Raw genomic sequence first — 14,101 nt, forward strand, 5'->3', positions numbered from 1 at the left:
GATAGGGCAATCGATCCCCCCGCGCCCCCTTCGCGCGGTGGGGTGATGGCATTATGATCGGATCCATGCGTTACATTTCCACCCGGGGACAAGCCCCTGTCCGCGATTTTTCGTCCGTGCTCCTGGCTGGCCTGGCCGAGGATGGCGGCCTTTTCATGCCCGAAAGCTGGCCGACATTCTCCGTCCAGCAGTGGCGGGAACTGCGTGGCCTTGCGTATCCCGAACTGGCCGCGCGCGTCATTGCGCCGTTCGCCGAAGGCTCCATCGCGCCGGACGTGCTGCTGGGCCTGTGCCGGGACGCCTATGCCCATTTCGACCATGCCGCCATCGTGCCCCTGACGCAGGTGGAGGACGGCCTGTTCGTGCAGGAACTGTTCCATGGCCCGACGCTGGCGTTCAAGGACATGGCGATGCAGCTGCTGGGCCGCCTGTTCGACCATGTCCTGACGCAGCGTAACGGGCATGTGACCATCGTGGGCGCGACCTCGGGCGATACCGGCTCTGCCGCGATCGAGGCCTGTCGCGGGCGCGAACGCCTGCGCGTGGTCATCCTGCATCCCGAAGGCCGCACATCGGACGTGCAGCGCCGACAGATGACCACCGTGCTGGAACCCAACGTCACCAACCTTGCGGTGCAGGGGACGTTCGACGACTGCCAGGACATGGTAAAGGCCATGTTCGCGGACGCCACGTTCCGTGCGGACATGCACCTGTCCGCCGTCAATTCCATCAACTGGGCGCGGATCGCGGCACAGGTTCCCTATTACATCTATTCCGCGCTAGCGCTCGGCGCGCCCGACCGGGAGGTTGCGTTCGCCGTGCCCACGGGCAATTTCGGCAACGTGCTGGCCGCATGGGTGGCACGGCAGATGGGGCTGCCGGTCCGCGCGCTGTGCGTGGGGTCGAACCGCAACGATATCCTGACGCGCTTCCTCAACGAAAACGACATGAGCATTCATGGCGTCGTGCCCAGCCTGTCGCCGTCGATGGATATCCAGGTGTCATCCAATTTCGAACGGCTGCTGTTCGAACTCCTCGACCGCGACGCGGGCGCATGCGCACGGATCATGACGGAGTTCCGCAAGACCGGACGGATGCACGTTGCCACCCCCGTATGGGACCGGGCGAACGCCCTGTTCCACGGTGTCGCGCTGGATGACGATGCGACGATGGCTGAAATCCGGCGCATTCATGCCGAAAGCCATTACATGGCGGACCCGCATACGGCCATCGGCATCGCCGCCGGACATGCCTTCCGCGAACCGGGCATCCCCATGGTGGCCATGGCGACGGCGCATCCGGCCAAATTCCCCGATGCGATGGAAAAGGCCATCGGGATCCGCCCGGCGCTGCCCGATGCGCTGGCGGATCTGTTCGACCGGCCGGAGCGTTACGAGGTCGTCCCCGCCGACCTTGGCGCGATCGAGGACAGGGTTCGCGCCGCCGTGCTGAAAAACGGCTGACTCCTTCGCGCGTTCTCCTTTTTTCATGATTTCTTAAAATGGCCCCGCCGGTGCAGATGCCGGCCGGCCCCGCAGGATCCGAATGACTGACCTCATCAATGTTACCCGCCTGCCTTCCGGGCTGACTGTCGTCACCGAACGGATGGAGCGTGTCGAGACCGTTTCGTTCGGGGCGTATGTCGCCGCCGGCACCTGCAACGAAGCCGCGAGCGAGAACGGGGTTTCCCATTTCCTCGAACACATGGCCTTCAAGGGCACGGCAACGCGCACGGCGGCGGGCATCGCGGAAGAGATCGAGAATGTCGGCGGCCACATCAATGCCTATACCGCCCGCGAACACACGGCCTATTACGTCAAGCTGCTGAAGGAGGACCTGCCGCTGGGTGTGGACATCATCGGCGACATCCTGACCCACAGCAGCTTCGCCCCCGAGGAGCTGGAGCGCGAACGCGGCGTGATCCTGCAGGAAATCGGGCAGGCGAACGATACGCCCGATGACATCGTGTTCGACCATTTCCAGGAAACGGCCTTTCCGGACCAGCCGATGGGCCGCCCCACCCTGGGGACCGAGGACGGCATCCGCGGAATGAGCCGCGAGACCCTGATGACCTACATGCGCACGCATTACACCACGCGCAACACCATCATCGCGGCGGCAGGCAACCTGCATCACCACAAGGTGGTGGCGCTGGTTGAAAAATATTTCCAGGACCTGCCGCAGACAGACGTCCCCCCGCGTCCCGCCGTGACCTATGTCGGGGGCGATTTCGCGCAGCAGCGTGAGCTTGACCAGGCGCATATCGTGCTCGGCTTCCCCTCCGTCGGATATGGCGATCCGGACTATTACCCCACCCTGCTGCTTTCGACCCTGCTGGGCGGTGGCATGTCGTCGCGCCTGTTCCAGGAAATCCGCGAGAAGCGTGGCCTCGTCTATTCCGTCTATTCCTTCAACGCCCCGTTCCGTCAGGGCGGCCTGTTCGGCATTTACGCCGGCACGGGCGAGGCACAGGTGGCCGACCTGATCCCCGTAACACTGGAGGAACTGCGCAAGGTGCAGGGGCAGGTGGCGCAGAATGAGCTTGACCGCGCGCGCGCGCAGCTGAAATCATCGCTGCTGATGTCACTGGAAAGCACCGGCAGCCGATGCGAACAGCTGGCGCGGCAGCTGCAGATTTTCGACCGCCTGATTCCCACCCATGAAACGGTGAAACGGATCGACGCCGTCACCATCGCCGACGTGCAGCGCGTGGCGGCACGGATTTTCCATGGCACGCCCACCCTGACGTCGCTGGGACCGGTCCGGCACATGCCCCCCGTCGCCACCGTTGCGGAGATCCTTGCCCGATGAATGCACAGCCGCTCGACCTCGTCTCGACCCTGCTCAGCCGGGCACGCGCCGCCGGCGCGGATGCGGCCGATGCGGTTTACATCACCCGGACCGCCCATGCGGCGCAGGTGCGCAATGGCAAGGCGGAGGATCTGGAACGTTCCGAGACATGCGACCTTGGGCTGCGTGTTTTCGTGGGACGGCGTTCGGCCATCGTTTCGGCCACCAGCCTTGATCCCGCGCGCTTCGACCTGCTGGTGACACAGGCGCTTGCCATGGCGCGCGTCGTGCCGGAGGACCGCTTTGCCGGGCTGTGTGACCAGGCGGTGCAGGGACGCCTTGACGCGGCGGGGCTGGACCTTGTGGATACGGCGACGCCTTCGACGGCGGATCTGATCGAACGCGCCCGCGTGGCCGAGGCCGCGGCACTTGCGGTAAGCGGCGTGACCAACACCAACGGTGCGTCCGCCAGCGCGGGACATACCGACATCGTCCTGATGACCTCCGCCGGGTTTTCGGGGGAATATTCACGCACCAGCCACTCCGTCTCCGCCAGCGTGGTGGCGGGGCAGGGCACCGCGATGCAGCGTGATTACGATTATCATTCGGCGGTGCACCTGTCGGACCTGGAGGACGCAGCCACCATCGGGCGGCGGGCGGGCGAACGCACCGTGGCGCGCCTGAACCCGACACGGCCGCGTACCGGCCGGCTGCCCATCGTGCTGGACCCGCGTATCTCCACCAGTCTGCTGGGCCATCTGTCGGGCGCGATCAACGGGATTTCCATCGCGCGGGGGACCTCCTTCCTCAAGGACCGGCTGGAGCGGAAGATCATGGAGTCCGGTATCACCATCATCGACGATCCCGTACGCCGGCGCGGTCTGGGCGCGCATCCGTTTGATGGCGAGGGAATGCGCACGCATCCCCTGACGATCGTGGAAAACGGGGTGCTCAGGACATGGGCGCTCGACGCGCGCAGTGCGCGGCAGCTGGGGCTGACATCGAACGGATGCGCCAGCCGTGGCGCCTCCTCCCCACCGTCGCCGTCGCTGGGCAACCTGTACATGCAGCCGGGACAGGTGACACCGCAGGAACTGATGGCGGATATCGGCGAAGGAATTTACATCACCGAACTGATGGGATCGGCCATCAACGGCATCACGGGCGATTACAGCCGCGGGGCCGCCGGTTTCATGATCCGTGACGGGGAACTGGCGGAACCGGTGGCGGAACTGACGGTTGCGGGCAACCTGCTGGAAATGTTCGGTCGCATGCAGGTCGCCAATGACCTGGAATTCCGTCGCGCGACCAACGCCCCGACCGTGCGGATCGATGACATGATGATTGCCGGGGCATGAAATCCACGTCAGAAGGCAGGATAATACGGCCCGCCCCCTGTTTATCCGCCCATCGATACCCCATATCTGGGTAAACTCTGGTCCGGTCGGTCATCGACGGGATCGCCCTATCGCAGGATACCAGATACCCTGACGCAGATGAAACAGACCCATACGCGACAGATGCCACGTAAACGCATCATCCTGAGCCTGAGTGCCGCACTCGCAGTGCTGCCGTTGCTTGTCCATTCCGTGCCCGCCGATGCGCGGGCCGGTGGTGGCATGTCGATGGGCAGCCGGGGGTCCCGCACATACAGCGCACCTCCCCGGTCGGCCACGGCCCCGTATGGCGCGACTCCGTTCCAGCAGACGATGACGCCGCGTTCCAGCCCGTCCGCGCCTTATGGCACGGCCTCGCGCATGCCTTATGGCGCGGGGGCGGCTGCGATGATGGGGCGGCCCCGCCATCCCTTCCTCAGCGGCTTTGCCGGTGGTCTGCTGGGCGCGGGCCTGTTCGGCATGCTGTTTGGTCATGGGATGTTCGGTGGCGGCATGGGGGGTAGCGGGATCTTCGGCCTGCTGATCCAGCTTCTGCTGATTTTCTTCGTGGTACGCTGGCTGGTCCGCCGCTTTGCCGGGAACAGGGCTTCCGGCGGTCCGGTGAGCATGCCGGGCCTGTCCAGCCTGACGGGCGGCGCCCCCGCGCAGCAGCCGATGGGGGGCAGCAGTGCCGCCAGTCCGCAGCCTGTCCTGACGGCAGCGGATTATCAGGCGTTCGAGCAGGCGCTGATCAATGTGCAGACGGCATGGAGCCAGCAGAACCTTGGTGCGCTGCAGCATATGGCAACGCCCGAGATGGTCAATTACTTCAGCAACCAGCTGAACGAACTTGCCAGCCGGGGCGCACGCAATGTCGTGTCGGACGTACGCTTTGAACGGGGAGACCTGACGGAAAGCTGGCGGGAAAACGGCATGGATTATGCCACGGTCGCCATGCGGTATTCCCTGATCGACATCACCACCGACATGACCGGCCGTGTAATTGACGGTAGCTCCACAGAGCGCACGACGGTCACGGAACTCTGGACCTTCGTGCGCAGTGCACGTGGCGGAACATGGCTGGTGGCCGCCATACAGCAGGCCGCCCGGTGACGACGCGGACATGATACGGCGATAAAAAGGGTGGCGGGACATGATGTTCCGCCACCCTTTTTCATATGTCGTGATCGGGATTTTGGCCTGAAAGAGAAGCTTCCTTCAGGACCCCGGGAAGTCATAAACGTTTTTGGATGCCGCCTTTTTTCAAAAAGGTGGCGTCTCTTTGAAGCTTTTTGAAAAAAGCTTCACCAAAAACTTTCCTATGATTACAGGCTCTTTTTTCGACGGCCTGTCTCAGATCCTGATGAGGCTCAACACATACAGGATCGTTGCCAGCGCACCCAGCGTCAGGGCAACACCATAGATGCGTCCTTTGTGACGGCGGGCGGATTCCTCGGCCTCGGTCCGTAAGACGGGGGCATTATCCGATGACATTGCGCGATCCCTTGCAAGACGTGGCGAAAGCGGAAGGCGACAAATGCCTCTTCACCTTCGCGCCGTCGGATTTCATTTCAGTGCATGATCAGGAAATGATCGGCCAGCAGTCCGCAGAACAGCAGGAACAGGTACGCAAGGGAATAGCGGAACGCCTTGCGCGCCGGCAGGTCGCCTGTCTGGCTCACGCCCTGCGCATCCTGCCTGTCACGCAGCACCCCAATGGCACGATAGATGAACCCCAGCCCCAGCACCGTGGCCGTCAGGGTATAGAGCCATCCGGCCAGATGCATCACGGACGGCACCAGCGTCACGGCCATCAGGATGATGGTGTACCACAGGATCTGCCAGCGCGTATGCCGCGCGCCCCGCACCACCGGCAGCATCGGGATCCCCGCCCGCCCGTAATCCTTGCACGCATAAAGCGACAGCGACCAGAAATGCGGTGGCGTCCACAGGAAAATGATGCCGAACATGACAATCGGCAGGACCGACAGCGACCCTGTCGCCGCTGCCCATCCGATCATGGGAGGAAAGGCACCCGCCGCACCACCGATGACGATATTCTGCGGCGTGGAACGTTTCAGCCACATCGTATAGACAACGGCATAGAAAAAGATCGAGAACGCCAGGATACCCGCCGCCAGCGCATTCGTCGCCAGCCACATCAGGATGACCGACGCGACCGACAGGCCGATGCCAAATCCCAGCACCTCGTCCGGGGCCATGCGTCCATCGGGGATGGGACGGGTGGCCGTGCGTTTCATCACGGCGTCGATGTCACGGTCATACCACATGTTGATCGCGCCCGCCGCGCCCGACGCCATGCAGATGCACAGGATGCTGATGGCCGCGATCACGGGATGAATCGACCCCGGCGCCATCGCAAGGCCCGCGGCACCGGTAAAGACCACAAGGGAAATCACCCGTGGCTTGAGCAACACGAACCAGTCACGCGCCTGCGTCCCCACGACGGAAAGGCGATAGGTCGGCTTCTCGCCGGCAGATGCGACCGAACCACTCATGACCGGTTCCCTTTCGCGTCGGTGTTCAGCGCGGTTCCGACAGGCGAAGGCAGGCGCCATTCCAGCGTCCGCGCCCCGGTACCCCAGTAATTGGCGGCAACATGGCCCTGCCCGCGCATGCAGGTCGCGACAAGCACGCCCGCGAAGACCAAGATGGAAACCCCCATCATCACCGCGCCCGCAACGGCCAGCGGCCCCTGATGCGTCATCAGGGAAACGGCCGTGCCAACCGCCGTCAGGGCGAAATGGATATTCCCGGCCATGCGTGGGACAAGATGGCCGCTCATCTTGCCAATCCAGTAATAGAAACCGGCAAAGGTCGCAAAAACCGCAGCGAATACGGTCGCGGCATGCACGTCACCCGTTCCACCGGACCGCAGCGACATCATGCCACCTGCCACCAGCAGGACGGCGCATCCCCCGGCCCAGGCCATCGGCAGGCGAAAAGATATCCGTCCCGCCGCGCCAATGGTCGCCACCCACGCCGCCATCACCACCACGACAGGGGCAAGAATGACGATCAGTTCCCCCGTCGTCCGGAACGCATCCGCCGTGTTCAGCAGGCCGTCGAACAGGTCATGGGTCCAGACGGAGGCCCCACCCACGGACATCACCGTCAGCGCCATGACAACCGGCATGCGCCAGCGCAGGGAAACGCCACAGAAGGTTTCGACGACCTGGCTGACAATCCCCATGGACGGCAGCAGCAGCAGCGCCACCTCCGGACCGGAAAAGGCATGCAGCACCGTATCGACATGGGCCAGGACATCGCCGCCATCCAGCACGATGCGCGTCAGTGCCGCCGCCAGCACCGGCACGACCATGACCAGCATGAACGCCGTCAGCACCTGCGCCCAGACAAACACCGGCATGTCGCGAAGCCGCATGGCGGGCGCGCGCATGTTCAGGACGGACGCCACCATGTTGATGCCCATTCCCAGCATGCCGACACACCACAGCAGCAGGGCGGCGACGGATACCAGCGGCGACGTCGCCACCGACAGGCCGACCAGCGTCATCACGAAACTGCCCGCGACCGCGCACCAGCAGGCCATGTTGAGCCGGGGAAAGGCCATGTCGCGCGCACCGGTCAGCAGCGGCACGAACCAGTTGCCGAACCCGCCGGACAGGGCGGGCAGCACGCAGAAAAAGACCATCATCATGCCGTGGCGCGTGGCGATGCGTTCCCACATTCCGGCGGGATCGCCCCCGCCCCAGCGCGCCAGCACGTCATGGGGCAGCAACCCGGCCTGCAGCGCAACCGCAAGCATGCCGCCCACGATCCCCGCCACGACCGCGAGGGAGAGATACAGCGTTCCCACCTTCCGGTGGCCATCCGCATGGCCCCGCTGTCCCGCCAGCCGCGCAGGCAGGCCAGCGTTTCCGCCATCGATCCGGTCGTGACCGACTGTCGGCATATATATCTACTCCCCTCGTGACGCGGGGATTGCGCCACTGCCCTGATATAGCATTTCAGGCGGCAATATATCGCGGCATATCCGCAAAAACGACCCCGTGATCGGGCCTGTCGGTCGCGGGAATGTCATTACAGCCCTGCCGTCAGGACAGGGCTGCATGCAAATCCGGCATCCCGATCAGGGATGTTCAGGCCACCAGCGACTCAGTCTTCTCGTCCAGCCGGTCGAGCGTGACAAGCGTGAACAGGCCCGCAGGCGGCACGGGACGGATGACCGCGCGCGCCAGATCCTCCGGCGGGAGGAGGCTTTCCATCGCGAAATCCGGGTGCCAGCCCAGCGAGCGCGAGGCCCGTGCCATGCCGCGCTCCACCGCCAGCCGCACGCCGCCGGTCGCAAGGAAATGGTTAACGAACAGGATATGCCCGCCCGGCTTGACCACGCGCTTGAGCTCGCTGAGCAGGCGACGCGGATGCGGCACGACCGACGCCACGAACATCGCCACCGCGATATCGAACGACGCATCGGGGAACTTTGTTTCCTCCGCGTCCATTTCCAGCAGCGCATCCACGTTCGTAAGGTGCATCTTCGTCACGCGCTGACGCGCGCGTTCCAGCATGTCTTCCGACAGGTCGATCCCCGTGATCTGCTTGTCACGGCGGTAATAGGGCAGCGCCAGCCCCGTGCCGACCCCGACCTCCAGCACTTGCTGGCCCGGCAGGGCATTCACCGCTTCGACCGCCCGCTTGCGCGCAAGGGCCGATATGCCACCGAAAAGGGTGTCGTACACCGCCGCCCAGCGACGATAGGCGACCCTGACGGCATCGGCGTCCAGGGCGGAGCGCGGCGACGGAATCTCGACCACTTTTTCGGCAGTGGCATTACGCAGAACGTCACTCATCAGATGTTACCCATCCCCTTGATGCAAACCATCTTCAGGGTCCGGCCCTGCCGTTGCGCGTCTGGCATAATCAAACCTGTCCCGTTCTGCTGCATTAGATTCCCATTCTGTATCCCGGAACGGCGCCCGGAATATTCCCTGTGCAATTACGCCAGATGGCATACGTCACGGCAAGGGCGCGCAATGGCATAGCATTTTCATCCGCCAGCCGATACGTTCCGTCCGCATTCCCCGGTCCCATCATCCGTTGCCGCCAAGACGGGCAAGAATGCAGTCCCACAGCAGGCCCGCGGTATTGACGCCGTCGAAACGATCGATTTCCTGCAGGCCCGTCGGCGATGTCACATTGATTTCCGTCAACCATTCGCCAATGACATCGATGCCGACGAAAATCAGCCCCTGTTCACGCAGCATCGGGCCGATGGCCGCGCAGATTTCCATGTCACGCGGCGTCAGCGCGGCCTTTACCGCCCTGCCCCCGACATGCATGTTCGAACGCGCCTCCCCTTCGGCGGGGACGCGGTCGATCGCGCCGATCGGCTTCCCGTCCGCCAGGATGATCCGCTTGTCCCCCTTGCGCACGGCGGGTTCATAACGCTGGATCATCAGCGGTTCGCGTGAGCGGGCGAAATGCATTTCCAGCAGCGCGTTGAGGTTCGGGTCATCCTCGCGGATGCGAAAGACCCCCGCGCCGCCATTGCCAAACAGCGGCTTTACGATGATGTCGCGCCACCGGGCGCGGAAATCGTGGATGGCGCGGATGTCCCATGTCACCAGCGTCGGCGGCATCAGGTCGGGATAATGCGTCACCAGCAGCTTTTCCGGGGCGTTGCGCACGGCGGCCGGGTCATTGACCACCAGCGCACGCCCCGGCCCGACGCCGTGGACATGTTCCAGCATATGGGTGGCGGTAATATAGGCCATGTCGAACGGCGGATCCTGGCGCATCAGGATCACATCCATCCCGCCAAGATCAAGAACCTGCTCTTCCCCGAAGGTGGCGTGCGCGCCCTTCACGCGCTGCACATGGACGCGCCGCGCGCGCGCGGCAAGCCGTTCCAGACGCGAACCATCGGGCGAGACGCGCCCTTCGCTCAGCGTCAGCGTCTCCACCTGATAGACGAACAGTTCGTATCCGCGGGCCTCGGCTTCCAGCATCATGGCAAAGGTGGAATCGCCGTTGATGTCTATGGCACCAAGCGGGTCCATCTGGACCGCTACTTTCAATGGGCGCGACATGACTGGACCTCCGGACGGCACACAGAGCGGATACTCCGACCGTGTAATAATACGAAATAACGCTTTTGAAAAACGTCATAATGTGTAAACGGCCCGACAGCCACCATCATCTGTCTTTTTTCATGGGCGCGCCTCGGCGGGCGGGGGATAGGAAATGGCGACGATTTCAAGCATCTCGTCCCCGCGCGGCGTCCTCAGCCGGACCTCGTCGCCCACCTGCGCGCGCATCAGGGCACGCGCTACCGGCGACAGCAGGCTGATTTCGCCCCGCGCGGTATCGGCCTCGTCCACGCCCATGATGGTGACGACGCGCGTTTCATCGCGTTCCGTAAGGTAGGTGACGCTGGCCCCGAAAAAGACGCGGTCGCGCCGGGGCTGTGCCGCCGGATCGACGACAATGGCCTTTTCGATGCGTTTCGTCAGGAAACGCACCCTGCGGTCGATTTCCCGCAGGCGCTTCTTGCCATAGAGGTAGTCGCCATTTTCCGAACGGTCGCCATTGCCCGCCGCCCACGACACGATTTCCACGATGCGGGGACGTTCATCGCGCAAAAGGGTATTGAGTTCGCGACGCAGCGTCTCCATCCCGACCGGGGAGATATAGCGCGCCAGATCGCGCCCGGCATCGGCGGCTGGCCGCGCCTGCGTCAGCATGTGGCGACGGTCATGCGGACATGTCCCTCCAGCTTTTCGCCGGGATGCAGGACATGCACGCCGCCATCGCCCACCCCCGGCCGGTTGAAGGCGTCATTCATGTTGGACACCGGCTCCACCGCGATGAAAGGCTGCTGCCTGGGGGTATAGAGGACAAGGTGGCTGAAGATTTCGCTGGCCTCCAGCGTCAGGGACATGCCCAGCCGCGGCCAGCGCAGGAAGGCGCTGCGGGACCATCCGGCATAGCAGTTGTCGATGTTGATATCCTCCACATCGCGCATCTTCTCGAACGACCACTCGCCCTGCGCCGGCACGCGCAGCAGCGGCAGGTGACTGTCATCGTTGGTCCAGACGGATTCCGCCGAAAACCCCAGCCGCAGGCCATTATGGCGCGGGAAATAGGGATGGAATCCCAATCCCACCGGCTGGTCCCGCGTATCGGTATTCTCGATCATCATCCCGATCGACAGGCCACATTCACGCAGGTCAAAACGCAGCAGCGCGCGATAGGAAAACGGCCACTGCGCCACCGGATCGGCGGGGGGCGTGTGGTCGAGTTCCAGCGTCGCGCTGTCATCCGACAGCAGGTCAAGCCGCCAGCGCCGTTCCCACCCGTTGCCATGGATGGTGTTGTCCTCGCCCGCGAAATTATGTTCCAGCTGGTAATCCTGTCCCTCGAAACGGAACTGCCCATCGGCGATGCGGTTGGAAAAAGGCAGCAGCGGATATCCACCCACCGCCCGCCCCCGCTGCGCCAGAAGGTGCGGATCGGCGACGGGGTGCAGGAACGACATGCCGCCCCGCCGCCAGAAGGAGATCGCCCCACCCACTTCAGGCAGAAGGCCCAGACGTGCCTCGCCCGCCTTAAGTTCGATCATCCCCACTCCTCTTGTCGCTGCTGGCATCCGTAACGATCCTGCCCGTTTTTGCAGCGTACGGAAAGGGATACCCCGATCAGGCCGGATGGAACGTCAGCGCCCCCTGCGCCGTCCGCCCCGACGGGCGGCGGGATCATACCCCCCGCCACCGGGGCCCAGCGGTTCTGGCGTGCGGGCGCGCCGGGCGTCCGCGCGCGGATTTCCGCCCGCGCGTCCCGCCACGGACTGCGGCAGTGGCGGTGGCTCCAGCCCCAGTTCCAGTGCCTCCAGCCTGCGGATTTCGTCGCGAAGCCGCGCCGCCGTCTCGAACTCGAGGTCGGCGGAGGCCGCGCGCATGCGTTTTTCCAGATCGGCGATCGCCCCCTTCAGGTCCTTGCCCACCATTTCGGTGATTTCGCCATCATTGGTGGGGGCGACGGTCACGTAGTCCTGTTCGAACACGGAGGACAGGACCTCGCCGATATGCTTGCGCACCGAACGCGGGGTGATGCCGTGTTCCTCGTTCCACAGGGTCTGCTTTTCACGACGCCGGGCCGTTTCCTCGATGGCGTAGGCAAGGCTGTCGGTCATCTTGTCGGCATACAGCAGGACGCGCCCGTCCACGTTACGCGCCGCGCGCCCGATGGTCTGGATCAGGGAGGTGCGCGAACGCAGGAACCCTTCCTTGTCGGCATCAAGGATCGCCACCAGCGAACATTCGGGGATATCCAGCCCCTCACGCAGCAGGTTGATGCCGATCAGTACGTCAAACGCGCCAAGGCGCAGATCGCGGATGATTTCGATGCGTTCCAGCGTATCGACATCCGAATGCAGGTAACGCACCTTGATCCCGGCTTCGTTCATGTATTCGGTCAGGTCTTCGGCCATGCGCTTGGTCAGCGTCGTCACCAGCACGCGCCCGCCACTGGCGATGGCCTGCCGGCATTCCGCCAGAAGGTCGTCCACCTGATGGGCAACGGGGCGCATGTCGGTCACCGGATCGATCAGCCCGGTGGGACGGATCACCTGTTCCGCGAACACGCCGCCCGTCCGCTGCAGTTCCCACGGCCCCGGCGTCGCGCTGACGAAGATGCTCTGCGGGCGATAGGCATCCCATTCCCCAAATTTCAGCGGACGGTTGTCCAGGCACGACGGCAGGCGGAAACCGAATTCCGCCAGCACGGACTTACGCGCGTAATCCCCCCGTTCCATCCCGCCGATCTGCGGCACGGTCACGTGGCTTTCATCCACGATCAGGAGCGCGTCCTCAGGCAGGTATTCGAACAGGGTTGGCGGCGGCTCCCCCGGCTGGCGTCCCGACAGGTAGCGTGAATAGTTCTCGATCCCCTTGCACACCCCTGTCGTCTCGATCATTTCCAGATCAAAGGTCGTGCGCTGCTGCAGCCGTTCCGCCTCCAGCAGCTTGCCTTCCTTCGTCAGGTGCTCAAGCTGCGTGCGCAGTTCCGCCTTGATGCCGCTGACCGCCTGGTTGAGGGTGGGGCGCGGGGTGACATAGTGACTGTTGGCGTAAATGCTGATTTCCGCCAGATCAGCGGTCTTTTCCCCCGTCAGCGGATCGAATTCCACGATCTCGTCAATTTCGTCGCCAAACAGGGTGACGCGCCACGCGCGGTCCTCGTTCTGGACGGGGAAGATGTCCACGCTTTCGCCACGGACACGGAAGGTGCCGCGCTGGAACGCCGCATCGTTGCGGCGGTACTGCAGTTCCACCAGCGCCTTGACCAGCTGGTCGCGGTCGATTTCCCCACCGCTTTCCAGCCGGACCACCATGCGCGAATATGTCTCGACCGAGCCGATACCATAGATGCACGAGACCGAAGCGACGATGATGACATCGTTGCGCTCCAGCAGCGCCTGCGTCGCGGCATGGCGCATGCGGTCGATCTGTTCGTTGATCTGGCTGTCTTTTTCGATATAGGTGTCGGACCGTGGAACGTAGGCCTCGGGCTGGTAATAATCGTAATAGCTGACGAAATATTCCACCGCGTTGTCGGGGAAGAATTCCTTCATCTCCGCATAAAGCTGCGCGGCCAGCGTCTTGTTCGGCGCAAGGACAAGGGTGGGTTTCTGCGTCGCCTCGATGACCTTGGCCATCGTGAAGGTCTTGCCCGACCCGGTGACGCCAAGGAGAACCTGATCGCGCTCCCCCGCCTCTATCCCCGAAACCAGCTCACGGATCGCCGTCGGCTGGTCGCCCGCGGGTTCATAGGGGGAGTTTATCTTGAACTGCCGGGTCTTGGGCTTGGCCGGCTGGCGTTCGGGCTGAAAGACGACCGGACCCTCGACACGATCGGTGATCCGTTTTTTCTTACGCGGTGCTGCTGCCATG

12 protein-coding genes are annotated in these 14,101 nt (G+C 63.8%); 4 read left to right on the forward strand and 8 right to left on the reverse strand.

Annotated elements, in window-relative coordinates:
• Positions 1-65: 65 nt before the first annotated feature.
• From thrC to NJLHNGOC_RS02610, 4 genes are all read left to right on the forward strand, one after another.
• The gene (thrC, locus tag NJLHNGOC_RS02595; RefSeq protein WP_113595030.1) at positions 66-1,463 is read left to right on the forward strand and encodes a threonine synthase; all 1,398 of its coding nucleotides are present in this window, start codon (positions 66-68) and stop codon (positions 1,461-1,463) included.
• Between the two features lie 82 nt (positions 1,464-1,545).
• Entirely contained in the window at positions 1,546-2,811 is a 1,266-nt protein-coding gene (locus NJLHNGOC_RS02600; protein WP_113594951.1) for a M16 family metallopeptidase, read from the forward strand.
• Entirely contained in the window at positions 2,808-4,148 is a 1,341-nt protein-coding gene (locus tag NJLHNGOC_RS02605) for a TldD/PmbA family protein (protein ID WP_113594952.1), read from the forward strand. Before NJLHNGOC_RS02600 ends, NJLHNGOC_RS02605 begins: the two co-directional genes overlap by 4 nt.
• Positions 4,149-4,286: 138 nt before the next feature.
• Complete coding sequence (locus tag NJLHNGOC_RS02610; RefSeq protein WP_113594953.1) at positions 4,287-5,279, forward strand: Tim44 domain-containing protein; 993 nt, start codon at positions 4,287-4,289, stop codon at positions 5,277-5,279.
• Positions 5,280-5,519: 240 nt separating this feature from the next.
• On the opposite strand, the gene NJLHNGOC_RS15820 is transcribed toward NJLHNGOC_RS02610, so the two are convergent.
• From NJLHNGOC_RS15820 to uvrB, 8 genes are all read right to left on the reverse strand, one after another.
• On the reverse strand, positions 5,520-5,660 hold the full coding sequence (locus tag NJLHNGOC_RS15820; protein WP_165837822.1) for a hypothetical protein: 141 nt from the start codon (positions 5,658-5,660) through the stop codon (positions 5,520-5,522).
• Positions 5,661-5,737: 77 nt separating this feature from the next.
• Positions 5,738-6,685 carry a heme o synthase gene (gene cyoE / locus NJLHNGOC_RS02615; RefSeq protein ID WP_110559416.1) on the reverse strand — a complete coding sequence of 316 codons (948 nt, stop codon included), beginning with the start codon at positions 6,683-6,685 and terminating at the stop codon, positions 5,738-5,740.
• On the reverse strand, positions 6,682-8,103 hold the full coding sequence (locus NJLHNGOC_RS02620; RefSeq protein ID WP_113594954.1) for a cbb3-type cytochrome c oxidase subunit I: 1,422 nt from the start codon (positions 8,101-8,103) through the stop codon (positions 6,682-6,684). The genes cyoE and NJLHNGOC_RS02620 overlap by 4 nt, the downstream gene beginning before the upstream one ends.
• A gap of 187 nt (positions 8,104-8,290) precedes the next feature.
• The gene (locus tag NJLHNGOC_RS02625) at positions 8,291-9,001 is read right to left on the reverse strand and encodes a class I SAM-dependent methyltransferase (protein WP_113594955.1); all 711 of its coding nucleotides are present in this window, start codon (positions 8,999-9,001) and stop codon (positions 8,291-8,293) included.
• 240 nt (positions 9,002-9,241) lie between these two features.
• A complete protein-coding gene (gene gshB, locus NJLHNGOC_RS02630) occupies positions 9,242-10,240 on the reverse strand; it encodes a glutathione synthase (protein ID WP_113594956.1) in 999 nt (332 codons plus the stop codon).
• A 120-nt stretch (positions 10,241-10,360) separates the two neighbouring features.
• Positions 10,361-10,894: a transcription elongation factor GreB gene (gene greB / locus NJLHNGOC_RS02635; protein WP_113594957.1), complete on the reverse strand. Its 534-nt coding sequence runs from the start codon at positions 10,892-10,894 to the stop codon at positions 10,361-10,363.
• Complete coding sequence (locus NJLHNGOC_RS02640) at positions 10,888-11,772, reverse strand: aldose 1-epimerase (RefSeq protein WP_113595031.1); 885 nt, start codon at positions 11,770-11,772, stop codon at positions 10,888-10,890. The genes greB and NJLHNGOC_RS02640 overlap by 7 nt, the downstream gene beginning before the upstream one ends.
• A gap of 93 nt (positions 11,773-11,865) precedes the next feature.
• Positions 11,866-14,100, reverse strand: coding sequence for an excinuclease ABC subunit UvrB (gene uvrB / locus NJLHNGOC_RS02645; RefSeq protein ID WP_113594958.1), 2,235 nt, complete (start codon positions 14,098-14,100; stop codon positions 11,866-11,868).
• Position 14,101 lies beyond the last annotated feature (1 nt).

This window comes from Novacetimonas cocois (genome assembly GCF_003311635.1).
Lineage (GTDB): Bacteria > Pseudomonadota > Alphaproteobacteria > Acetobacterales > Acetobacteraceae > Novacetimonas > Novacetimonas cocois.